Consider the following 23,183-nt stretch of genomic DNA (forward strand, 5'->3'; position numbering starts at 1 on the left):
TCCCCGTGGATACTAACTGCTTATTCCCCGCTGAGACTTGAATGCATACCTTATTCATCGTACGATGAGAAAGAGACTATTCATTCAGAAAGCAGGTTACATATGAAGAAAACGATCTTATTATTGATGTCTGTTCAGTTCTTCGTTTATCTTGGATTCGGCATCATCATCCCCATTTTACCCGAAGTCATCCTAGCCGAAAACTTTTCGGAAGTACATGTCGGTGGCTTGTTGACGATTTATGCCTTGTCTTCATTTTTCACTGCACCATTATGGGGTGCTCTTTCAGACCGCACTGGCAGAAAAAAGCTAATTATGATCGGGCTGCTCGGCTTCAGTGCCAGCTTCTTTTTATTTGCGTCATTCATGCACCATATTGTACTGCTGTATGTTTCACGCGTAGTAGGTGGTATTTTCTCAGGTGCGCTGTATACGGCCGTAACTGGATTTGTCGCTGATATCACGACAGAAGAAAGTCGCAATAAGTATATGGGTTTGCTTGGTATGTCAATTGGTCTCGGTTTCATTTTCGGCCCAGCCATTGGGGGTATTCTGGGCGATGTCCATTTACAATTGCCATTCATCGCTTCTGGAACTTTAACATTATTATTAACAATGTACGCTATGATTGTTTTAAAAGAGCCTGATCGTCATAGCGAAGGAAATAAACGAACGATTATTCCGAAAGGCGCCTCTACATTATGGTCGTATCGTATCCGTTATCTATTTATCACTTCATTCATCATCACATTTTTACTTGCCGGCGTGGAAGCAACATTCCAACTTTTCCAGATTGATAAAATACAAATTACACCATTGCAACTTGGCTATTTGTTTATGGCTAGTGGTCTCGTAGATGCAGCTATTCAAGGCGGTGTAGTACGACGTGTGAAAAACGGAGCGGAAACTTCGTGGATTATTGTCGCGCAGGTCGTTACAGCAATTGGTCTCGTACTCATTCCTTTTTCTACAAGCTTGCTATGGGCAGGTTTTGCAATGAGCGTATTCACGGCTGGTAACGCACTTGTTCGGACAGTACTCGTCTCTCTCACCACTAAAGAATCAGGTGGTATGTATGGCACCGCAGCCGGTCTCTCCTACTCGATGGATAATATGGGGCGTATCATTGGACCGTTGTTATTTACTTGGGTATTCACAATGCAGGCAGGTACTATGTATTTCATTTCTGCCATCATAGCGCTACTATCCATAGGACTCGTTTTTATATTCCGGAAATCCACTCGGTCCTTGCGATACACAGCAGAACCATTTGCCTGAAATAAAGCAGAAGAAAATTCACCTTCTTCTATAAATAGGTTATTTATTCGCAACTTCGCTATACTAAGGGAATAGTATATACCCTACGGGAGGAAGCATATGACGCAAGTAATTAGTTTGATTATCACAAGCACGTTGATTATTAATATATTTCTCGCGATTGCTTTGATATTTTTAGAGCGTCGAGATCCTACAAGTACTTGGGCGTGGCTGCTTGTGCTATTTTTTATCCCTATTTTAGGTTTCATTATCTATCTATTACTCGGTCGGCAATTACGTGAAAAACATTTATTCCGTTGGGAAGGCAGGAATAAGATTGGTATTGAAAAGCTGATTAGTTATCAGCTCGAGGCCATAGAAAACGAGACATTCGAGTTTCTAAAAAAGGATACAGAAGAATATGATGATATGATTTATTTGCATTTACGCAATAATCATTCCGTACTGACACAGGATAATGATGTGCAAGTATATACGGATGGTCGCGATAAATTTGACGCATTGCTTGAAGACCTAGAACACGCCCGTGATCATATCCATATTCAGTATTATATTTTCCGACTAGACGGTATAGGAAAGCAGATTGAAGAGATTCTTATCAATAAAGCTAAATCAGGTGTGAAAGTACGGATGCTGTTTGATGATATTGGTTCACGTGGTTTACACGTCAAGAACTTTCAGGAATTGATTGATAGCGGTGGTGAAGTAGCCGCGTTCTTCCCCGCCTTGCTGCCATTGATCAATCCTCGTTTAAATTACCGAAATCATCGAAAGATTGTCATTATAGACGGAAGGATTGGCTATATCGGAGGATTTAACGTTGGGGATGAATATTTGGGACTCATCAAAAGGTTCGGTTACTGGCGCGATACACACCTTCGAATCGAGGGAAGTGCAGTTCATCCATTACAAACACGCTTTATACTCGATTGGAATCAAGCATCTCCTAAAACGAATATTCAATACGATGAACGATTCTTCCCAGCCATTCCTCGTAAAGGAGATGTCGGCTTGCAGATTGTATCTAGTGGACCTGATTCTGAGTGGGAAGATATAAAAGATGGCTACTTGAAAATGATATTTCTAGCAAAAGACTATATCTATATTCAGACGCCTTATTTTATTCCTGATACAAGTATGCTGGATGCACTTCGGATTGCCTGTCTTTCAGGGGTAGACGTACGAATAATGATTCCTAATAAGCCAGATCATATGTTCGTTTACTGGGCAACCTATTCAAATGTCGGCATTTTATTAAAGGCTGGTGCAAGAATATATATCTATGAAAATGGTTTCATCCATGCCAAGCAAATTGTAGTGGATGATCAAGTATCATCTGTTGGAACAGCGAATATAGACGTGCGTAGTTTCCGCTTGAATTTCGAAGTGAATGCTTTCATCTATGATCGACGAAAATCACATGAGTTGGCAGAAATTTTTGAGCAAGATATTCAAAACTCAACCGAGCTGACATTGGATGCTTATTTGGAGCGTGAACGTTTGATTAAAGTAAAGGAGTCTATCTCTCGTTTACTATCACCGATCTTATAAACAAAAATGGCCGACAGAAGATAGATCTTCTGTCGGCTGTTTTATCGTACACCTAAATATTCTTCTAACGTGATATTTTGTTTAAATATTTGTTCTGCCTTATCTTTCCCTACATAACGATAATGCCAAGATTCATGCATATACCCAGTTTTATCTTCTTTGCCTTCAGGATAGCGAAGGATAAAACCGTATTGATGGGCATTGGCAGCAAGCCACTTAGCTGCTTCAGTATCACCGAATGAATTCGATGCCCAATGTTTTTCATGATTCACTTCACCGATATCAAATGCAAGACCTGTCTGATGCTCTGAATAACCAGGACGCGCACTATACCGATCAGCCGCTTCTTGCCCGTCTCTTTCCACATATCGGTTATATAGGGTGACTTGATAGTCATATGAACGATACGTACTGAACGCCTGCAGATTAATGCCCGATGTAACAGCCGATGCTGCTAACTCATTGAATGCTTCTCGCGCTTCTTCGCTTTCTCCAGGGGCATAGTCCTCTGGTAAAGGATATTGTTTATTGGCAAGCACTACCCCTTTAATGCGCTTCGGTTCTTCAGGTAACTTTTGTCCTTTTATATAACCAACGGGATTAGAAGGTTGCACTGGATTTGACGGTACTGCTATCTCTTGAGACTTTTCGTCTTGTATTACCTCTTTCTCTTGTTCTTCTTCAATTACTGGTTTTTCTACCTCTCGAAGTAGTTCTTCACTTGGACTATCAGATGAAGAAGTGTTTTCTTCACTACGTTCCGCTGTATCCACACGATCTGAATCCGAAGGCTTTTCTATTTCTTCGAACTCAGCCGTCGATTCTGATTCATTGCGAATAGTATCAATCGCCTTTTGCATACTCCACCCGTTCATTCCAATCCATATCACACTACCTGCAAGGATCATAAAGAGCAGAGCGATACCTCCATCTATCCATCTACTTTTCCGTCTGCGCTTTCTGGCAAACGTTTCATCCTTTTTATTTCTCATGCTATACCCTGCTTTCTTTCTAACTCGCTTATAAAATTTCTACTCTCTTTTAGATACATTTTACGGTTTGTTTCAAACTACGTATTCTAGTGTATCACCATTTTTCTTTTCCGTCTGTTTATGCTAGTATTTACCTAACTTAAGATTCTGTCATTATTGTGAGGTCCTGCATTTGAATACTCAACGTTGGCTCTCAATGAGCTTTTTTGTATTTTTCTTTACATGGGGCATCTTCTTACCTTATTGGACAGGTTGGTTGACCTCGGCAAAAGGTCTATCCGTAACACAAGCTAGCGTCGTGATGGGCGTTGGTATGATCGCTAGGTCATTTTCAACCTTTTTTCTATTTCCCTACGCTACAAGAAATATGTCACTTCTACGCGTTATACGTTGGACTACTTTTTTATCCTTCATTCTCGCGCTTGCCTATCTTCCCGAAAGTTCTTTTGCGATCTTGCTTGGATTGACCGTTTTATTCAGTGCCATATATCCTCTTATCCTCCCAAGTGCTGAAAGTGGTGCTTCGCTATTGATGCAACATGAGCGAATTCATTATGGTAAGAGTCGCTCATTCGGGTCAATCGGCTACACTGTCGCCTTACTATTGATCGGTACGGTAACGACAATCTGGAGTGAACAAGCGATTTTGTATATGATGATCATCAGCCTCGGTGTGGGGTTGATATTTTTCTTTCAATCCGCTCCAGCCGTGTTACAACAACACCCCATTAGAGGTTCGGCGGCGCCAGGAGGTCAATTGCGGGCTTTGTTTGCGAATAAGACTTTTGTCGTCGTGCTATGTATTGCGACATTACTGCAAGGTTCACATGCTTCTTATTATAATTATGGCTTTATATTTTTGGGTGAGATGGGAATCAACGGTTTTTATATCGGGTTGATCCTCAATATCGCCGTGCTATTTGAGATCATATTTTTCACGCAGGCAGATCGGTTGCTTTCAGGAGCTAAAACGTCAACTATATTCATCGTGGCGGCAATTGGTTCTACCATTCGTTGGATTTCCATCTTCCTCTTCCCTGTTACTAGTGTATTTATAGCAACACAGACACTCCACTCAGTGTCTTTTGGTATGGCACATTTTGCATTCATTCAATACATATCAAAAAGTGTACCACATCATCTCATTGCTTCTGCGCAAGGTGTTTACGCAGCAGTGGCGTTGAGTCTGAGCATCGCAATTCTGACATTCCCTGCTGGATATTTATATGACCAGTCTCCGCGCTTTGCATTCTTGAGCATGGCGGTTTGTTCCGTTAGCGCACTAATTTTACTTCTTCGGATAAAGCAGCGTATTTTTCATGAGATTGAATAAAAGGGAAGGCCGCTAATTCAATAGCGACCTTCCCTTTTGCTAAAACAGCAAGACATACACTAATGCTCCAAGTGAACCTACTCCGAAAAATAAAGCCATCCAAAGCATCCATTTCGCTTCGCGCAGCAAACCTTGGTTTCTATACATAATGGTTCGTGCGGCATTAGTAAAGGTAAACATAATCAGCATGAACAGAATGGCGAATTCTAAATTCAACTTGATGATAAAATACAACGCTGCGGCTGCAGAAGCTGTAATTGCCAAGCCCATGATCCATTTCAATTTCATGCGACTCTTCCTCTCCCTTGTCGGCAACAAAAAAAGCTGGTATGCACCAGCTTTCTCAGTACCTTACTTTTCTTCCGCGACTGGTGGTTCAACATGTTTAAAGTAAAATTTACGTCCAAGATACGTTTGGAAGATTAACAGTAAACCTCCGACTGCCCAATATAGTGGCAAAGCAGCCATTACAGTATACGAAATGAACATAATCATAATAGGTGACATGTAAATGAATAACTTCATTTGTTTCTGTTGCTGTTCAGGCATTGTCCACAATGATACGCGTGCTTGGACAAAGTAGACAGCTCCAGCTACTAACATCATAATTAAATCCGGTTCACCAAGTTTAAACCATAAGAATTCATGATTTTTCACTTCAGGTGGTGCATAAAGGATAGCAAAGTACAAGCCCATAATGATTGGCATTTGAATCACAAGTGGTAAACAACCCATATTTAACGGATTGACACCATGCTTAGAATACAGTCCCATCATTTCCTGCTGTAACTTCATTTGCTCTTCTTTATCCTGAGATTCCTTCGATGCTTTCATACGTTTTTGGATATCTTCCATTTCTGGTCGTAGTGCATCCATCTTTACCTTCATCTCTTGTTGAGATTTATAGTTTTTTAACATCAACGGCATCAAGACGATACGAATCGCTACAGTGATCAGTACGATCGCAAAACCATAATTACCATTGAAAGCTTCTCCTAGATAATGAAGTAGCCAATCCATCGGTCTTACAAAGGTACTGTAGAAAATACCTGTTTTGTTTTCCACACCAGAACAACCGCTCAAAAACACAGCAGTAATTGCCAATAAACTTACGAGCCCTATTCTTTTCTTCAATGGTTTCACCTACGCTATCTCAAACTAAAGAAAAGTATACAGCAATTAGCGAGAAAATTACAGTGAATCACCTTTTTTCATAGTAAAACGAAAGTAATTTCCATCCATGACTTTTCGAAAGCGTCGAGGTGTTAAGCCTGTATACTTTTTAAACACACGTGTGAAGTAGCTTTGGTTACAGAAATGAAAGTTCTCTGCAATTTCTGCGATCTTTAAATTAGAAAAACGTAAATAAAACTGTATCTCTTCTATTTTTCGGATAGTAATATATTCTACTAATGTTACCGATGTATGTTCTCGGAATATGCGAGAAAGGTGGCTAGTACTTACATTAAACTGTTTGGCAATTTCCTCGACGATTAATGGCTTCTCAACGTTTTCATTTATGTACTGAATCACTTCATTGACCGTTTTATGCGAAAGAGAAGGTTTTATTTTTTCCTTGAGGATATAACAGTAGAACTCGACTAACTCATCTCCGATTTCCCTAACGTTTTCTGTATGTAAATTGTTATTGATCATTTCTATACAGGCTAAATTGAATATAAGGGCATTTTCTTCAGCGAAAATAGATTCTTTCTGTAATCGCCTTGTCATGATAGAAGATAGGATAATGAAATAATATTTTATGACTTCAAATGAGTATTTAGGTTTATACTCATACAAAATTTCTTGAATTTCCTTAAGTGTAGAGCGTGCCTTACCTAGCTCCAAATTAAAGATCTGTGTTAGGAATTGTTGTTCTAGGTAAAAAAATAACTTCGCTCGCTCCGTATTTCCCTCTTTTTCCATAACATGAATTAAATCTAAACTAGAGGCCTCTGTTTTCTTGCCAGTCATGAATATCCCCCCACTCATTCTATATATATTTATGACTACGCAAGACGTATTACTATATGTATATTATTTTACCTGATTCCCTGGGATTATCTACCCTTTATATATTTAACGCTATATATATACTAAAGCGCCCCTTAAAAAGAGGCGCTTTTAGTGTTTTAATATGGTTAGATTTAGTTCGATTTATTGTCTTTTTCCGCTTCCTTAGTTGTTTCGTCCTTATTATATAATGGTTTATTGTCACTCTTATCTTCATTTTTCTTATAAAGACCATCTTTTTCTGCTGCCTTTTTATCTGGATCCTGTACTTCTTGGTTGTAATAATGAACACTTGTCTGTGCTCCTTCGGATACCATATTGTTATCTCGTAAATCGGTTGGATCTGAATGTCCTACTTTTTCAGTTGCTTGATCAACCAATTTATTGTTATTAACAAATGTGTCTACCTTTTCCTTCAACACACCCACTGTCTCCATTGCCTTATCACGGTTTTCTTTTTTACTAAAGAAAGCGTAAGCTCCTGCTGCAAGTGTTGCCAGTAATAATCCATTTGATTTTTTAGCCATATTTATCATCCTCCGTCGTAATGTAATTGTAGCGATTTTCTATCTACTGCTTAATATACCCAGTAGTCTTAGTTTCAAACGTTTTCAATTCAGTCAGTTACTTAACAAAAGTTCATTTAAGATATCCATCGTTATTTCCTGTTTTTGCTTAACGTATACTAGATTACTTTATCAGTTGCTTAAATAGTGGTTCTCGTTTTCGTCGCATAGTAGTTTTGCAAAGTGTAATTTGCTATACTGTGTAGAAAGAGAACTAGAGGTGAGATCACTATGATTCGTAAAATGACAGTAAAAGATATTCAAGACGTTCAAGAAATTGCCCTTACCGCTTGGCAGCATACATTTTCAAAACATATACCCGCAGACGTGATTGAGACATTTATCGAGCGGACCTATTCAGATCTGATGTTGAAGAAGCAATTAGAAAGAACAATGGTTTTACTTGCGTTAGATGAGCAAGAAAATCCTGTAGGATATCTAAGCTATACACCGATTGATGTAGATGGCGAGAGTGAGGTAACAGCACTTCATATACTTCCAACACATTTGAACTGCGGATACGAAGATGCGTTATTGAAAGAAGCATTAGCTACGTTGCAGAATGCCGTTAACGTGGATGTCTACGTCGACCAGAATGACATGACGCTTCAAGACTTCTATGCAAAACAAGGATTTAATTTCGTAGAGTCGTTCCCCGAATTATTTGAAGGCATTGCCGTAAATACTCTTCATTATACATTGCCTATTTCACAACCTGCACACACATGAAAGAAAGAGCGGGCATGGTACTTGCACCGTTGATCAAGTAGAGTATTTTGTGAAATGTAGGGTGAATACCGATCTACTAGCAAAGACCCTTTTCTTTAGGAAAAGGGTCTTTGCGTGTTTACAGCTATTTAGCTCATCCAATTGGACTGTGTTGAGACGTATTCATCAGGTGAAGGTCCGGGTGCCATTGGCGGCTTCTTTGTGAAGCAAAGGATGGCCGCAATGTAGAGTAAGATGGATGCCAAGGATAGGATTCCACCTAGCAGGCCGGCAACGATGAATACTGTACCGGCTGTTTTCGGACTCTTATTGTTCCAAACTTTTACTAGACCAATAATGTTCAAAACCAAACCTATGAAAGCTACAGCAACCAAGACCCAAATGATAGTTGAAAAAGAGCCCATGAACGACATGAACATGTCTATTTCTCCTGTGTTTAATACACCTTCACTTACAATGCCTTCACGGAATTCATCCATGAATGTCGGATCCGTGCTTGCCATATTCCAAATGAATGCTACGAGGGCGGAACCGATCACACCTAGCGCCAATAAAATGGCTGATATGATTCCGAGCACGCGCTCTGCTGTACGATTAATCATTCCACATCATCCTTTTCTGCTAGTTTGTATCTCTATTACTTATACGCTAGGAAATGAGAAAAGTTTCAAAGTGCGATGTGAAACATCCAGCACGTAGCCATTCCATCGTATATCTTATGCTTTTACGTCGTTATACTCATCACTTCGGTCGAACGCATTCACTACGTATGAACAGACCGCTTTCATCTTCAATCCTTTTTCACGCGCATTATTAGCCGCTTGATCAAGTAGTTTCTTTGCTACCCCTTGGCCACGTAATGAGTCATCTGTATAGGTATGTGTCATCGTCATAATCCCATTTTCTTCAGTCCACTCGATTTCCGCTTTTACATTACCCTCCACTATATACTGATACGCATACTTCGTTCCACCTTTCTCAACAAGCTCAAAATCCATTCCTTCGCGCTGTTCTGTCTCTTTGTTTTCACTCATGCATATCTCTCCTTTATAATTATTCTTCTACCCTATAGCGTACCACAATGATAACTTAACTAAACAAAGATTTAAAAGAATCTGCCATATTCCTGAAAAACTCTTTTACCTTTTCCCAGAAACTTGGATCTATATCGCCCAATTTATCTTTAATTTTCGATGCCATATCGGTTAGTTGTTCATTAAGCTTCGAGAAATCGATATCCAATTTCGAAATCCGATCCATTAAATCAATTAATAATTGACGATCTGCCTCGCTTAACTCGATATTGAATTTCTGCAATTGATCATGGACGATCTGTTCCACATCTTCCTTTGTTGCTGGCTTTTTCTCGGAAATCTGTTTTTTAATTTCCGTAAGTAATTCAGCTACTTCGTCTTGATCGACGCCTGCTTTTTCTGAGAGCTTCGTTGCCAGACTCAATTCATCATTCGCTACGTCTGTACGTTCAGTATCAAGGACCTCTCCAGACACTTCATACGCTTTGTAGATTCCAACGAGAGCTGAGTGACCTGTTACTTTTTTGGGTGCCGCCACTTCAACTACAGCATCTTCAATGCCTGCCGTCAGCATAGCAGTTGCATACATGTCCGCCGTTACTTGCGTGATATAATCCGGTGTCACAATATTGATGACGAGACCTTCGCCTTCTTCTTGTCTAGTGATTTTAGCAGAAGAATACATTCGGGCATTTCGGTCGCCACCAGGGATATATTTGATTAAATCATTGCCGTCTACTGATAGCTCTTCTACTTCGGCTTCCTCAGCCACTTTTAGACTTTCTTTCACACTCGCTTTTTCACTATCCGATAAATTTGAACCATATACTACAATTGGAACTCCAAGCTTTTCATTGATGACTTCATCTGCTGAGATTGAAGCGGGCGCTATAATTGCGACCATTATCATAAAAGCCAATAGAGAAGCTAATCCTCTTTTCATACAGTCATTCCTCCTTGTTCTATATGTATAGATACGTTGAGGATCGTGGAAAAGTTGCGTTTATTATTATATAAGAGTGGTCCAACCGTCTTGTTGTGTAATTCTTCGTTCTCTCATCAACGTGCCAAGTGCCCGTTTAAAGGCGCCCTTACTCATTTGGAACATTTCGTCGATTTCTTCAGGGGTGGATTTATCAGTAAACGGCATTTTACCGCCCGACTGTTCTAAATAGGCTAATATTTGCTCACCATCTGACTGTAAACGATCTTGCTTTCTTGGCAGTAATGAACCGTTCATCGTACCGTCATCATGAACTTCAATAATACGAACATCGACTTCTTCACCTAATCTAGGCTCTGCTTTACGCTCCGTTTCGTGGACGAAAATACGTTGGATGTCTTCAGTCAATAAGAATGTGCCTATTGGTAGCAAGCGGTACGCTCTGGCTTTGACATTTTGATTGTACATAGTTGCTTCTGCCAATGTATAGTGCTCCTGAATTCTTTCTTCTGTCACTAGACGTCCGAATAAGTTGCCCCCAGGATCTGAACGAAGTGTCATATACAGCTCATCACCTGGTTGTGGCCACAGTTCCTTCATTTGTGGGAAGTCCGCTCGATTGATCAGCACCTCAAAGGATGCACCGATATCTACATAGGCTCCCTCACTTCTATCCAAACGAATCACTTTTGCCCAGCCGAATGAATGAATGGTAACTGACGGAATCTGCGCAGTGCCTGTCAGTTCGCCCCTTCTATTGATATAAAGAAAAACTTCGATTGTCGATTGTTCCTCTGCATCCGGTGCTTCTGATTCATTCATATAGATTTCTTCTCCGGCTGCATCCAATACAAAGCGTGACCCTTCTTTGCGAAGAATTTTGAGTGTTGCGAGTGTACCTGGTTGTAGTAATGTCATATAAGATAATCCTCTCTAGATTGCTCTACTTTTTAACTTTTTCACAAAATCAGGATCAGACTCGAGTGTCTCCACCAGATCGGTAATACGATCCATCGCATTCCAACTAAGGTGATGTTCAATCCCTTCTACGTCTCCGTAGATATTTTCCTCTTCCACACCAATGATACGCAGAAATTGCTCTAGTAATTCATGGCGATGCACAAGTTTTTTACCAAAGCGCAAACCGCGGTCTGTCAATGCCAAACCCCGGTAGCGCTCATAGTGCACATAGCCTTCACGATCCAGACGTTGAGCCATTTTAGTTACAGATGAAGGAAGCACAGAAAGCGCCTCTGCCACGTCAGACACACGCGCTTCACCTCTTGCTTCTAGTTGCAAATAAATTTGTTCAATATAATCTTCCATACTCGGTGTAGCCAAACTATCGCCTCCTCATTTGACTGTCAACATCTACGAATAACTATTTTTAAAGTTTAAGATTTGAATGCAGGGGTAAATTACTTACATAACAAATAACAATGAAAAGGAGTTGATTTACTATGGGTCGTATATTATGGCTTGTTATTATAGTTCTAATAGCATTATGGGTAATTGGTTTAGTAGCAAATATTGGCGGTGGCTTAATCCACACACTTTTAGTAATTGCGGGCATTATCTTTGTCATTCAATTAATAACTGGAAGACGTTCGATATAGTGAAAGCTGTTTTACTATGCTCCTTCTACGATCAGGTAACGATTGCATACACACATGTGTTGCGCAAGCCTTGCCCATTCGCGGAAGGAGCATTTTTACGTAAAATTCCTTCTAGTTTAAAACCTGACCGTTTTGCAACTGCTCGACCTTTACTGTGGTTTTCGTCACAAACAAACTCCACCCGTGCAGCCGATAAATCTGTAAAGGCAAACTCTACAAGCTCTTTAATTGCTTCTGTCATATAACCTTCGCCTTCAAACTTCGTATCTAGCCAATACTCTACTTCAAATTTATGAATACTCCAATCGATACGATGGAAACCCGCGCTTCCTATAAATTCACCCGTTTCTCTTAAAAACAGATGAAAGTTCAAAGATTTTCTACCGATGAATTCCGAAACTGATTGACGTACATATTCTTCCGTCGATTCGATCGTCAATTCTTTCTGCGCCCATCCAGTCCACTTTCGCAACACAGGCATTGAATGTGATACCGCACCCCAAACATCCATCGAATCATGTAATTCTGGCGCTCGAATATGTAGCCGTTCAGATTGTAGCTCCTCTTTGAAACCGGGTATGCTTTTTACATATCGATCGCGATCTTCCCAGCGCACAGGCGTTGTCGTACCAGCTTCATAATCTTCTCTAGTCATCCCATATGTCACCGCGTCATAATACGTATTCTCTTTCGGAAGGAACCATGCTTGTCGCAAATGGGCTTCCTTCACAAAACCAGCTCGCTCGAATGCTTTACGCATTGCTGCATTATCGTGGCGTGTATGTCCTTCTATACGAATTTTATGTTCCGGTAATTCGAACACGTATTGCGTGAGTTTTTTTAGCGCTCGCGAACCATAACCGTATCCCCTGAAATCGTCCGCAATCCGCAAGTCGAATAATGGGACATCTTCTTGTAAGTCATAGACTTTTACAATCCCCACCTTTTCGTTTTCATTGTTCTCGATCCAGAACGTCTTGACATCATCAGATGCGTAGCCACCTTCTTCTATCGACTTTTCAAGTAACTCGCGGCCTGGCTGACTACTATCATGATAAGGCCATGAGTTTGTCGTCATAAACTGAATAAGCAAATCTTGTTCTTCTATCGTCCATTCTTGTAAGCGCATTAAAACTCCTCCATCATGCCTGCCTATATACAAGCGCTTCACGTAACATTACATCGTTTGCTGTGCTTCAATTGCATGTTCGTATGCAATCTTCACTAAGTCTGCAACATGTTCGTCTGCTAAAGAGTAGTATACCATCTTTCCGCGTCTTTCTGATTTAGCTAATGAATGATCCCGTAAGTAACGTAAATGGTGGGAAGCGGTAGCGGATGAAGATTGAATCACTGCCGCTACGTCACAGACGCACATTTCCGATTCCAATGTTAATGAATAAGCAATTCGCAAACGTGTTTCATCAGCCAACGCTTTAAATATTTGTACCATCTCCGTTACATCAGGCAGCTCTTTCCGTATTTTACGAACTACATTTTCATGCACTATTGTTACTTCACAAGCATCTTGATTTACCACTTTCTCACCCCATTCATTCAGCTATAGATTACGGCAATTATATAGATAGGAAGTTGAAAAATCAATTGACTCTTTGTTCATTTGAACAACTTCGCTACTTATCACCTGTCTGTTTGCCATGAATTTTTTCATATAATTCATCTTGCGTAGAAATATCGGCTAGCTTCACTTTCGACCGATAGGCAGCACGGATAATTACGTGCCCAGCAACCGGTGCCGTCAAAAAAACAAAGCCAATACCAAGAAGCAACCGTACACTGATAAATTTTTCGGAGAAGAGAAAATAGACGAACGCACCGGATAATGTCAATAATACTGCCAATGTCGAACTTTTCGTCGCAGCGTGTGACCGAGTGTAGACATCCGGTAAGCGGATCAATCCAAAGACACTCAACATACTGGCAATAGCGCCTGTCAAAATTAATAAAGCCCCTATAAATTCACCGATCTCGCTACCGTTCAACTATTTTCCCCCTCTCGATAAATTTGGAAAATGCGATCGTCCCAATAAAGGAAAGTATACCAAGAATTAAGATCGCTTCCAAAAATGCTTTTGTATTTAAAATCACCGACACGACGGCAATTGTAGCAATTAAGTTCACTCCGATGACATCGAGTGCCACCACACGATCTGGAAGTGAAGGACCTAAAATAATACGGATGACCGCCACCAAAATAGTCAATGCGAATAGTATGACCGATATTGTCAACATACCTGCTATCATCGTGTCACCTCCATAATCGCCTTCTCAAAATTTTTCAGTTGCTTAATCAATCCGTCGCGCGATTCCTCGACATCCATTGCGTGAATGTATAACTCATTACCCTCGGCAGATACTTCCATCACGACCGATCCCGGTGTTAAGGTAAGTAGCATAGACAGCATGGTCACTTCCACATCACTCGTCAAGATCGTCTTGTATTTAAAGATCCCTGGCCTGATACGTAGTGTAGGTCGCACGATTTGGGAGATGACCACAATGCTCGACTGCGTCAGTTCCCTGATAAAAATTAACAAGAGCTTGCAGGCAGCATATACTCTGCGTAAATAGAAATGCGTACCGAAAAAACGGCTCATGACAAATATGATGCCGAGTCCGACTAAAAATCCCATGAAAAATGTAGTGAATAACAGTTCATCTTCATCAATCAATGTCATCCATAAAAAGGCGATGAATAAATTCAGCAGAAGCTGTAACGGCATGTTGTCTCCCCCCTTCCTACTCTAAATCGTCACCCATCACGGCGCGTATATACTGCTTAGGGTCTGCTAATCCATCAGCTGCGTCTTGGATATAAGGTGACAGCAACTCTGCACCTATACCTAATCCAATTATGAGTACCGCAAGCAATACGAGTGGTAAACCGATTTTCTTTTGGAATGGTTTCTGGTCGTCTTCACTAATTATCGTTTCTCCCCAAAAACTATTGAGGAAAATTCGAAGAAGTGAATACAATACACCAATACCCGATAAAAATGACACCGCGAGTAACACGTAAGAACCTGTCTCAATTGCACCTAATCCTATATATATTTTTCCGATAAATCCGCTGAATGGCGGAATTCCAGCAATTGCAAGCATTGTCAAGAAAAATAACCAACCGACTAGCGGGTAGTTTCGAATTAAGCCACTGATTTCATTGAATTTCGAACGCCCCGTCAAATATACGACGGTTCCTGCCAATAAAAACAGCAGTGCCTTACTAATCATGTCATGGATTAAATAATAGCTCGCACCTTGGTATGCAGTATTCGTTGCGATGGCTAGACCTGTCAACACAAAACCAACAGAAATAATGACGTTGTAGGAGACAATCTGACGTATATCTGAATAGGCTATGGCTCCGAGACAACCGGCAACCATTGTAACAATAGCTAGCACACCGATGATTTTATAAATGACTGGATCATGTATAAATATTAATGTGAACATACGATACAGCGCATAAATTCCGACTTTCGTCAGTAACGCACCGAACAGTGCAGCGACCGCAGTAGGTGGTGCTGAATAAGAACCTGGCAACCAGAAATAAAGTAGTAAGCCTGCCTTCAAACTAAAGACAATCAAGAAAATAATTGCGATCAACGTCAGTAGCGGTCCTTGTCCCGTTTCTGCTACACGTACAGCGATATGTGCCATGTTTAACGTACCTAGTACACCGTACAAATACGCGATGCCCAACAAAAAGAACCAAGAAGCTAACACATTGATCAATACATACGTCATACCTTCCTTTAACTGTGTTTTGCGCCCTCCAAGAGTCAGTAGCACATAGGAAGCTAGTAACATGACTTCAAAACAAACAAATAGGTTAAATAAATCACCAGTCAGAAATGAGCCATTGACTCCTGCCACCAAAAACAGGAAGAACGGATAGAAGAACATTGACTCTGTCTCAATCCCTGTCATAGCGAATGCATATAGTAAAATAATACTGGAAACAGCGCATGCACCCAGTACTAGTAACATCGCAAATGAATCGCCTACAAATAAAATACCGTGCGGTGGCAACCAATCCCCAAAGTCTAAACGCATGATGCCATTCAGATGTATGTGATGGAGACAATAAGCAGCTACAGCAGCGGAAGCCATCGTCGTCAGTAAACTAAGCATACGTTGTACGCGAATATAAGGACGTAAAAATACTAAAATCACACCTACCAAAACAGGCAGGATCATAGGCAACACCAATATATTATTCATCTTGTCGCCCTCGCAATCTAGGTCCACGGCCAGCCTCTTGATACACACGGTAAGATAATACGAGCAAAAATGCCGTCACTGCGAAGCTGATGACAATCGCCGTCAGAATAAGTGCTTGCGGCAGAGCGTCTGTATATTCCGCAGCCGTCTCTGTAAGCAAAGGCACATCGCCTTTTTTTAATCCGCCCATCGTCAATAATAATAAATGAATGGCATGCGACAGGATCGCTGTCCCTAAAATAATTCGCAACATCTCTTTTGATAAGAGTAAATAAACGCCAACTGCCACTAGCACACCAACCAGAAGGGTAATTAATGTCTCCATTACTCCACATCCTCACTGATTCCCAAAATAATGGTCACGACAACACCGAGGACAGTCAGTGCGACTCCCGCTTCAAAAATCGTCATCGTTCCAAGTTCCGTCTCACCAAAAACAGGTAAATCTACAAGCCATGTCGTTTGTGACAGGAAGGACTCACCAAACAATAACGACAACATTCCGGTACTAACCGCAAGCAACACGCCAAGTGCCGCCACTCGCTTAAAATCAAACGGTGTTCCCCGGTGAACCGTTTCTATGCCATAAACTAAATACAATAATACAAACGCAGAAGAAAGCACAAGCCCGCCAATGAAGCCGCCACCCGGATTATTATGCCCCGATATAAACAGCTCCACGCCAAACGTCAAGATGATGAAGAACACAATCCGCGTCACCGTCTGTAAGATCACATCATTTTTCTTCAGTGTGATCCACTCCCTTCTTGCGTCGAAGCTTGACCAATGAATAGACCCCAAGGCCTGCGATAAACAATACCAATACCTCAAGCATCGTATCGAATGCACGGAAGTCACCGAGTATCGTATTCACTACATTCAAACCCCCAGCAAGCCGTGATGCCGTTTCATAATAGATGGAAATAGACGGATACAATGAATGGCCTTGCACGAGCAAAGCGATAACGGTAACAGAAACACCCGAAGCCGCTGCAATCAGTCCATTTCGTACGCGCATGGAAATCGACTTATGTTCGTTTTTCCACTCTGGTAAATAATAGAAGCACAGTAAGAACAGCACCGTTGTAACCGTCTCGACAATTATTTGCGTCAAAGCCAAATCTGGCGCACGGAATACGACAAATAGAATAGCGATTGAATAGCCCAACACACCGTTAAGAATAATGGCAGTAATCCTGGATTTAGCAAATAAAATCGCTACGCTCGAACACATCATCACAAAAATAATAATGCTTTCATTGATCTCGATCACAGCATCATTTGAGAAGTCAAAGATGAATTGCTGGAAACCTAGCAAACCTATTCCGACAAGTCCGATGAATAACAGCATGATATATGCAATGTAATCTCGTACTGATCCAGTCATATATGTTTTCGTCACGATAGAAGCCACACGTTCTATTCGTTGTAACCATGCATTATATAAGCGATCAAGTGTCCATTGTAAAAAACCTACACTATAAATCCACTTCCAGTAACGTAATAATCCATATAACAAAACGCCCAGGATAATTACGCCGATCGTCATGAAGATTGGCATCTCCCAACCATGCCACACGTGTATTTCGGGTACTAGACCATGCATCCCTTCAAATTGTGGATATACTGCATTCATTGCTGGCCCTAAAATATACGTACCGAGCAAATTCGGGAAGATGAAAATAAGTACAACTAGACTGCCAAGTACCATAGGTGAAATCAACATTTGAATCGGCGCCTCACGGGCAGGTCGTTGTCCAGGAGCCGGTGCGTGTACTTTACCGAAAAACGTCTGAAACACGATGATCATACAATAAATAAATGTGAATACACTGCCGACCCACGCAATAATTGGAAACAATAGGACCAACGAATCCACTGATAATAGATTAGCTTCTTTTAATGATAGCATGGCTTCAAAAAATAATTCCTTACTTAAGAAGCCGTTGAATGGCGGTAGTCCTGCCATAGAAAAGCTGCCGATCAGCGCAATGGTAAACGTGATGGGCATGATTGTCGCCAAACCACCAAGCCGTTTAATATTACGTGTTCCTAGCTCATGATCTAAAATACCAACGACCATAAATAAAGAACCTTTAAAGGTAGAATGGTTAATCAAATGAAATAGTGCAGCGAATGTAGCAGCGGTGAATAACGCTATTTGCGTGCTCTCAGAAGAAGCAAATGCTAATGAACCGATACCAAGCAAGCTCATGATCATACCTAGCTGACTCACTGTGGAGAACGCAAGTAACGCTTTTAGATCCGTTTGCTTTACCGCATTGACAGATCCCCACAACATCGTCAATAGCCCTACACAAGATACGACATAAAACCATGTCGCATGGCCTGCGAAAATCGGGGTAAATCGCGCTACTAAATAAATACCCGCTTTAACCATCGTAGCGGAGTGTAAGTAGGCACTAACAGGCGTAGGAGCTTCCATCGCATCAGGTAGCCAAATATGGAATGGAAACTGTGCAGACTTAGTGAAAGCGCCAATCAACACAAGCAACATTGCAGGTATGAACAATGAATCTGCGGCAATCACTTCCCGCATAGAAATTAGTTCCTGTAAATTGAATGTTCCTGTTATTGTGTAAAGTATTAAAAATCCAGCTAGCATAAAAATACCACCTGTGACGGTAATCAACATCGATTTCTTCGCACCATACCTTGACTGTTTCCGGTGAGACCAGAAAGCAATAAGTAAGAAGGAAGAAATACTCGTCAATTCCCAGAAGACATACAGGACGATTAGGTTATCGGATAACACAACGCCCAGCATAGCCCCCATGAACAACAGTAAATATGTATAAAAGCGACCAATCGCTTCCCGTTCAGAAAGATAATAGATTGAATACAATACAACTAGACTACCGATGCCTGTGATCAGCAACGCAAAAATCATACTCAATCCATCTAAATGCGTGGAAAAATAGACATCAGCAGAAGGAATCCAAGAAAACGAATATAAATAAGACGCTCCATCCGAAAGTGAAGGAACGAGACGAATCAGTAAGATAAACAAGAACAGTGGAATGGTAATTACGAACCAACCGATCCGTCTTCCAGTCAAAACTTTGTGTATAAACGGAATCAGACACGCGGCGATAAATGGAATGAATATTGCTAGTAAGACAGTGATCAATCTAACACCTCCCAGAATGGATTGTTTATAAGTATCAATAGAATGCGCAGAGACTCTTGACTGCACACTGTACGTTATGCATAATGAGACTCTAAGCATAGAGTACAATCTCTACTCGAAAGTATACACTACTTTATCAAAAACCGCATAAAAAGCGCGGTCAGCATACTGTAAGGTCAGGTTCGTAAACCTATATACAGGATGGGGTTCTCTGTTGAAATTGCAACGGAAAGCATTTCTCTAAAGTTTGAACCCGTTAGTAATAATATATAGAATTCGAAGAGGTGATGAGTCATTATGGGCAAAATGAAAAGCCGTATGGACGAGGGAATTCTCGTTTGTGTGTATTACGGTCCAAATGGTGAACGTCTCATTAATAGAGGGTATAAAATTGCAACTATCATGGATTGTCCGCTCTATATTTTGACGGTTGATCCGGCTCCACTCGATGATTTCGACGTGGATAAGTCTGAGTATATTGACCGCTGGAAAGAGCTTGCAGATGAGTTAGAAGTGGAAGCGTTCATTATTCGTGACGATGAAAAGCGCCCTACCGCAAAAGTGATTAAAGAAGTGGCTCACCAATACGGTATTACACAAATCATCATCGGACAAACTGCGCAAAGCCGCTGGGAGGAAATTACAAAAGGCTCTTTCATGAACGTCTTGTTGAGAGAAATTCCATTTGTTGATTTCCATGTTATGTCAGTGGATCGGGCGATAAAGAGTGAGACAGAAGGATCGTTTGAAAAAGGCGTACGTGCGTATTTGATTCCGGATGGCGATACTTTCCGTATCAACTTCACACTTTCGAAGCATGCTCAATACGAGGGAATCTTCTTTAAAGAGATTGGGACCGACTTCAACAACGGGATTTTTAAATTTATGCAAAATAGTAAGATATGCCAGGTGCAAATAGAAGACGATCAGGTACTCGACTCAAGCAAGATTCAATGCAAGATAGGAAAATAACATCCTGAGAGATGTCCCGGAATGGGGCATCTCTTTTGCATCGATTTAAATTCAGGATCTAAGAGTTTATGAAAAATTAATGGTACGTACGGAGGGATTGGCACTTTGTAAGGGTCACTTCAAGGGCCCCTACAAAGTGCCAATTGCTTACTTCTACTCTTTCCACCAGCCTTTCCCCCAACTTTTCACGTCAAAAAGAGCTGTCTGCGAAGTCATTACATAATGACTTCGCAGACAGCTCCTGTCGCTACTGTTATTCCGAAAGTTCTTCTCCTACAATTTTCACTTCCATCTCCAGGTCAATTCCAAAATTCTTCTTCACTTCCGACTTGACCATCTCAATCGTCTGAATATAATCTGCTGCTGTCGCGTTGTTCTTATTGATGATGAAACCTGCATGTTTAGTAGACACTTCCGCTCCACCAAACCCTTTACCTTGCAAGCCGCTATCCTGGATCAACTTTCCAGCAAAGTAGCCCGGCGGACGTTTGAACACACTTCCTGCTGATGGGTATTCAAGTGGCTGTTTGGATTCACGTTGAAACGTTAAGTCAGCAACTGCCGCGTCAATATCACACTGTTCACCCTGAGTGAGCCAGAACTCTGCAGATAAAACGTAGTAGCCCTCTGTAGTAATGATACTTTTACGGTAACCTAGCTCCAACTCATCTTTTGAAAGCACGAAAATTTTTCCGGTAACATCCATGACAGTGGCATGATGAATAATATCTTTAATTTCTCCACCGTAAGCTCCTGCGTTCATTGCCATTGCGCCGCCAATTGAACCCGGTATTCCACAAGCAAACTCCAGTCCTGTTAAACAAGCCATTGTTGCTTCTTTGGACGCATCAATAATATTCGCGCCAGCTTCCGCTATCATTCTAGTACCATCAATCTTGATAGCATTGAAATTTGCCATATACAACACAATTCCTCGAACGCCACCGTCCCGAACGACCATATTGGAACCATTCCCCAGCAACAAAATAGGAATTTTATGATTATAAGCATAGCTAACGACTGCTTGCACTTCTTCTATTGTGCCAGGTGCCGCGACAACATCCGCTTTACCACCCAGACGTGTTTTCGTATATTTGTTTAGTGGCTCATCAAGTACTAACCAACCGCTTTTTATGTTCTTTTGAAGATCTTCAAACCATCGATGTTTTGACATCTACATCAAGTCCTTTCAGTATACGTGTCCCCTGTTTTACGGAAACAAACTTATCCATCTATTAGTATGCTTGCAATCAGTCCGTTTGACAAGGTTTTTCATTTTGACTTTCAACGTTTTTTCCTTTACAGTTTAGCTAACTAAATATCCATAAGGAGGAGTGAAAGTGAATACATGGAAAGTAGATCCTCAGGCGTCCACTGTCGGTTTTTCCGTTCCACATATGATGGTATCAACTGTCACGGGGACGTTTGAAAAATTTTCAGGAGAATTACAAGGAAACATAGCGGATCTGACGAAAGCTAAGATTGATTTTCGAGTAATCGTTTCTTCCATCCAGACGAAGAATAGAGACCGTGATCTACATCTATGCTCCGGGGACTTTTTTGATGCCGAAACTTTCCCCGAAATGGCATTCTCTTCTCGCGCAATTTATCACGATACAGATGGCAGATATCAAATGTTGGGAGACTTGACTGTTAAACAAACAACCAAAAGAGCAATATTTTACATCGCTCCTCAAGAAATAACCGTATTCGGTGCTACATATTTCGTTGAGGGTGAAATCAAACGAAAAGAATTTGGGTTAATGTGGAATCGTGCAATCGAAGCTGGTGGTGTGATGGTTGGAGAGATAATAGATATTAAGATGTCGGTTGTAATTTGCAAAGATGAAATATAACGGAAGCACCATGAATTGACGGTCTGTTTCAAGACAAATTAAAAAAGACTGAAGACGAAACTCTTCATTCTATAGAGTTTTCTTCAGTCCTATAAAGCGGTTCAATTTTATTGTCTTTTTATTACTTAGATATCACAAGCCCCATCGTCACACTGCCCACCATCATGTGTGCCAAGCACTCGCAACTTAGGCTTTGGCATTCCCTCTTCTTCAGCAATCTTTTCAAGTGCTTCAACAAACGCTTCCGTAGGCTGCGCTCCACTTATAGCATATTTGCGATTAATTACGAAGAATGGTACACCTTGAACACCAATCTCTTGCGCTTCTTCTATATCATTTTTTACTTCATCATCAAAATCATTACTATGAAGCATCTCTTTAGTTTTCTTTGCATCTAATCCAACTTCCGTTGCGATCGCTACGAGTACTTCCTCCGTATCGATACGCTCTCCCTCTACGAAGTAGCCATGCAGGAGACGCTCTGTTACTTCCTTCTCTACACCATGCTTCTCTGCTAATTTCGCTAGACGATGTGCATCAAGCGTATTAGACGTTTTCATTTTATCCACTTGATAGTGGAGACCAACAGTTTTTGCTTGCTCTCCTATATTATTCAACATATTTTTTGCTTCTTGTTTGCTGACATTATACTTTCCGGCTAACCCTTCCATTACTGATTGGTCTGAAGCTACTGGGGTATTCGGATCTAGCTGATACGCTTTGAATATAACCTCCGATTTCTCTTCAAGCCCTACTTGTTTCAAGGCATGCTCCAAACGTCTTTTTCCAATATAGCAAAACGGACAAACATAATCTGACCATACTTCAATTTTCATTTTTTGCCCCACCTTTCTATTCTCTATTTTAGATTCAAGGAAAGTTGGCAACAATGTTAATGCTTGGA

The 23,183-nt window shown here is 40.9% G+C and carries 28 protein-coding genes; 7 read left to right on the plus strand and 21 right to left on the minus strand.

Going from position 1 to position 23,183, the window contains the following annotated elements; translation table 11 throughout:
• The first annotated feature begins 102 nt into the window (after window positions 1–102).
• Both SporoP17a_RS07815 and cls read left to right on the plus strand, forming a co-directional pair.
• A complete protein-coding gene (locus SporoP17a_RS07815) occupies window positions 103–1,278 on the plus strand; it encodes an MFS transporter (RefSeq protein ID WP_083034156.1) in 1,176 nt (391 codons plus the stop codon).
• 99 nt (window positions 1,279–1,377) lie between these two features.
• Window positions 1,378–2,829, plus strand: a complete 1,452-nt coding sequence (cls, locus tag SporoP17a_RS07820) for a cardiolipin synthase (RefSeq protein WP_083034157.1) — start codon at window positions 1,378–1,380, stop codon at window positions 2,827–2,829.
• Window positions 2,830–2,870: 41 nt separating this feature from the next.
• Here cls and SporoP17a_RS07825 read toward each other — a convergent pair whose 3' ends face one another.
• Window positions 2,871–3,821: a M15 family metallopeptidase gene (locus SporoP17a_RS07825; protein WP_237262405.1), complete on the minus strand. Its 951-nt coding sequence runs from the start codon at window positions 3,819–3,821 to the stop codon at window positions 2,871–2,873.
• A 172-nt stretch (window positions 3,822–3,993) separates the two neighbouring features.
• Here SporoP17a_RS07825 and SporoP17a_RS07830 point away from each other — a divergent pair, with 172 nt between their 5' ends.
• On the plus strand, window positions 3,994–5,154 hold the full coding sequence (locus tag SporoP17a_RS07830; protein WP_083034158.1) for an MFS transporter: 1,161 nt from the start codon (window positions 3,994–3,996) through the stop codon (window positions 5,152–5,154).
• Between the two features lie 39 nt (window positions 5,155–5,193).
• On the opposite strand, the gene SporoP17a_RS07835 is transcribed toward SporoP17a_RS07830, so the two are convergent.
• From SporoP17a_RS07835 to SporoP17a_RS07850, 4 genes are all read right to left on the minus strand, one after another.
• Window positions 5,194–5,442, minus strand: a complete 249-nt coding sequence (locus tag SporoP17a_RS07835) for a hypothetical protein (protein WP_083034159.1) — start codon at window positions 5,440–5,442, stop codon at window positions 5,194–5,196.
• A gap of 63 nt (window positions 5,443–5,505) precedes the next feature.
• Window positions 5,506–6,288, minus strand: a complete 783-nt coding sequence (gene yidC, locus SporoP17a_RS07840; protein WP_083034160.1) for a membrane protein insertase YidC — start codon at window positions 6,286–6,288, stop codon at window positions 5,506–5,508.
• A 57-nt stretch (window positions 6,289–6,345) separates the two neighbouring features.
• The gene (locus tag SporoP17a_RS07845; RefSeq protein ID WP_167693402.1) at window positions 6,346–7,128 is read right to left on the minus strand and encodes a helix-turn-helix domain-containing protein; all 783 of its coding nucleotides are present in this window, start codon (window positions 7,126–7,128) and stop codon (window positions 6,346–6,348) included.
• Window positions 7,129–7,301: 173 nt separating this feature from the next.
• Complete coding sequence (locus SporoP17a_RS07850; protein ID WP_237262406.1) at window positions 7,302–7,694, minus strand: hypothetical protein; 393 nt, start codon at window positions 7,692–7,694, stop codon at window positions 7,302–7,304.
• Between the two features lie 270 nt (window positions 7,695–7,964).
• Here SporoP17a_RS07850 and SporoP17a_RS07855 point away from each other — a divergent pair, with 270 nt between their 5' ends.
• Window positions 7,965–8,462 carry a GNAT family N-acetyltransferase gene (locus SporoP17a_RS07855; RefSeq protein WP_083034163.1) on the plus strand — a complete coding sequence of 166 codons (498 nt, stop codon included), beginning with the start codon at window positions 7,965–7,967 and terminating at the stop codon, window positions 8,460–8,462.
• A gap of 128 nt (window positions 8,463–8,590) precedes the next feature.
• Here SporoP17a_RS07855 and SporoP17a_RS07860 read toward each other — a convergent pair whose 3' ends face one another.
• The 5 genes from SporoP17a_RS07860 to mntR form a co-directional block, all read right to left on the minus strand.
• Window positions 8,591–9,064 (minus strand): DUF4064 domain-containing protein, encoded by a 474-nt coding sequence (locus SporoP17a_RS07860; RefSeq protein ID WP_083034164.1) that lies wholly within the window; start codon window positions 9,062–9,064, stop codon window positions 8,591–8,593.
• A gap of 114 nt (window positions 9,065–9,178) precedes the next feature.
• Window positions 9,179–9,460 carry a GNAT family N-acetyltransferase gene (locus tag SporoP17a_RS07865; protein ID WP_083035952.1) on the minus strand — a complete coding sequence of 94 codons (282 nt, stop codon included), beginning with the start codon at window positions 9,458–9,460 and terminating at the stop codon, window positions 9,179–9,181.
• A gap of 91 nt (window positions 9,461–9,551) precedes the next feature.
• Window positions 9,552–10,439, minus strand: a complete 888-nt coding sequence (locus SporoP17a_RS07870) for a DUF1002 domain-containing protein (RefSeq protein WP_083034165.1) — start codon at window positions 10,437–10,439, stop codon at window positions 9,552–9,554.
• Window positions 10,440–10,505: 66 nt separating this feature from the next.
• Window positions 10,506–11,357, minus strand: coding sequence for a CvfB family protein (locus tag SporoP17a_RS07875; RefSeq protein WP_083034166.1), 852 nt, complete (start codon window positions 11,355–11,357; stop codon window positions 10,506–10,508).
• A 15-nt stretch (window positions 11,358–11,372) separates the two neighbouring features.
• Window positions 11,373–11,780, minus strand: a complete 408-nt coding sequence (mntR, locus tag SporoP17a_RS07880; protein ID WP_083034167.1) for a transcriptional regulator MntR — start codon at window positions 11,778–11,780, stop codon at window positions 11,373–11,375.
• Between the two features lie 119 nt (window positions 11,781–11,899).
• Here mntR and SporoP17a_RS16755 point away from each other — a divergent pair, with 119 nt between their 5' ends.
• Window positions 11,900–12,055, plus strand: coding sequence for a lmo0937 family membrane protein (locus SporoP17a_RS16755; protein WP_156890546.1), 156 nt, complete (start codon window positions 11,900–11,902; stop codon window positions 12,053–12,055).
• Window positions 12,056–12,086: 31 nt separating this feature from the next.
• Here the strand turns inward: SporoP17a_RS16755 and SporoP17a_RS07885 are convergent, their stop codons facing one another.
• The 9 genes from SporoP17a_RS07885 to SporoP17a_RS07925 all read right to left on the minus strand — a co-directional run bounded on the left by SporoP17a_RS07885 (window position 12,087) and on the right by SporoP17a_RS07925 (window position 19,451).
• Window positions 12,087–13,184 (minus strand): GNAT family N-acetyltransferase, encoded by a 1,098-nt coding sequence (locus SporoP17a_RS07885; protein WP_083034168.1) that lies wholly within the window; start codon window positions 13,182–13,184, stop codon window positions 12,087–12,089.
• Between the two features lie 48 nt (window positions 13,185–13,232).
• The gene (locus tag SporoP17a_RS07890; protein WP_083034169.1) at window positions 13,233–13,595 is read right to left on the minus strand and encodes an ArsR/SmtB family transcription factor; all 363 of its coding nucleotides are present in this window, start codon (window positions 13,593–13,595) and stop codon (window positions 13,233–13,235) included.
• A 94-nt stretch (window positions 13,596–13,689) separates the two neighbouring features.
• Window positions 13,690–14,058 (minus strand): monovalent cation/H(+) antiporter subunit G, encoded by a 369-nt coding sequence (gene mnhG / locus SporoP17a_RS07895; RefSeq protein WP_083034170.1) that lies wholly within the window; start codon window positions 14,056–14,058, stop codon window positions 13,690–13,692.
• Window positions 14,048–14,320, minus strand: a complete 273-nt coding sequence (locus SporoP17a_RS07900) for a Na(+)/H(+) antiporter subunit F1 (protein ID WP_083034171.1) — start codon at window positions 14,318–14,320, stop codon at window positions 14,048–14,050. The genes mnhG and SporoP17a_RS07900 overlap by 11 nt, the downstream gene beginning before the upstream one ends.
• A complete protein-coding gene (locus SporoP17a_RS07905) occupies window positions 14,317–14,799 on the minus strand; it encodes a Na+/H+ antiporter subunit E (protein WP_083034172.1) in 483 nt (160 codons plus the stop codon). Before SporoP17a_RS07905 ends, SporoP17a_RS07900 begins: the two co-directional genes overlap by 4 nt.
• Before the next feature lie 16 nt (window positions 14,800–14,815).
• Complete coding sequence (locus tag SporoP17a_RS07910) at window positions 14,816–16,300, minus strand: Na+/H+ antiporter subunit D (protein ID WP_083034173.1); 1,485 nt, start codon at window positions 16,298–16,300, stop codon at window positions 14,816–14,818.
• The gene (locus SporoP17a_RS07915; protein WP_083034174.1) at window positions 16,293–16,625 is read right to left on the minus strand and encodes a Na(+)/H(+) antiporter subunit C; all 333 of its coding nucleotides are present in this window, start codon (window positions 16,623–16,625) and stop codon (window positions 16,293–16,295) included. Before SporoP17a_RS07915 ends, SporoP17a_RS07910 begins: the two co-directional genes overlap by 8 nt.
• Window positions 16,625–17,050, minus strand: a complete 426-nt coding sequence (locus SporoP17a_RS07920; protein WP_083035955.1) for a Na(+)/H(+) antiporter subunit B — start codon at window positions 17,048–17,050, stop codon at window positions 16,625–16,627. Before SporoP17a_RS07920 ends, SporoP17a_RS07915 begins: the two co-directional genes overlap by 1 nt.
• The gene (locus SporoP17a_RS07925; RefSeq protein WP_208859820.1) at window positions 17,037–19,451 is read right to left on the minus strand and encodes a Na+/H+ antiporter subunit A; all 2,415 of its coding nucleotides are present in this window, start codon (window positions 19,449–19,451) and stop codon (window positions 17,037–17,039) included. Before SporoP17a_RS07925 ends, SporoP17a_RS07920 begins: the two co-directional genes overlap by 14 nt.
• Window positions 19,452–19,748: 297 nt before the next feature.
• Between SporoP17a_RS07925 and SporoP17a_RS07930 the strand changes: the two genes are divergently transcribed.
• A complete protein-coding gene (locus tag SporoP17a_RS07930; RefSeq protein ID WP_083034175.1) occupies window positions 19,749–20,423 on the plus strand; it encodes an adenine nucleotide alpha hydrolase family protein in 675 nt (224 codons plus the stop codon).
• 253 nt (window positions 20,424–20,676) lie between these two features.
• On the opposite strand, the gene murB is transcribed toward SporoP17a_RS07930, so the two are convergent.
• Window positions 20,677–21,597 (minus strand): UDP-N-acetylmuramate dehydrogenase, encoded by a 921-nt coding sequence (gene murB / locus SporoP17a_RS07935; RefSeq protein ID WP_083034176.1) that lies wholly within the window; start codon window positions 21,595–21,597, stop codon window positions 20,677–20,679.
• A 166-nt stretch (window positions 21,598–21,763) separates the two neighbouring features.
• On the opposite strand from murB, the gene SporoP17a_RS07940 reads away from it, so the two are divergent.
• Window positions 21,764–22,279, plus strand: a complete 516-nt coding sequence (locus SporoP17a_RS07940) for a YceI family protein (protein WP_156890547.1) — start codon at window positions 21,764–21,766, stop codon at window positions 22,277–22,279.
• Between the two features lie 125 nt (window positions 22,280–22,404).
• On the opposite strand, the gene SporoP17a_RS07945 is transcribed toward SporoP17a_RS07940, so the two are convergent.
• The gene (locus SporoP17a_RS07945) at window positions 22,405–23,115 is read right to left on the minus strand and encodes a DsbA family oxidoreductase (protein WP_083034178.1); all 711 of its coding nucleotides are present in this window, start codon (window positions 23,113–23,115) and stop codon (window positions 22,405–22,407) included.
• Window positions 23,116–23,183: the final 68 nt, after the last annotated feature.

The sequence above is a fragment of the Sporosarcina ureae genome (assembly GCF_002082015.1).
Classification (GTDB): domain Bacteria; phylum Bacillota; class Bacilli; order Bacillales_A; family Planococcaceae; genus Sporosarcina; species Sporosarcina ureae_A.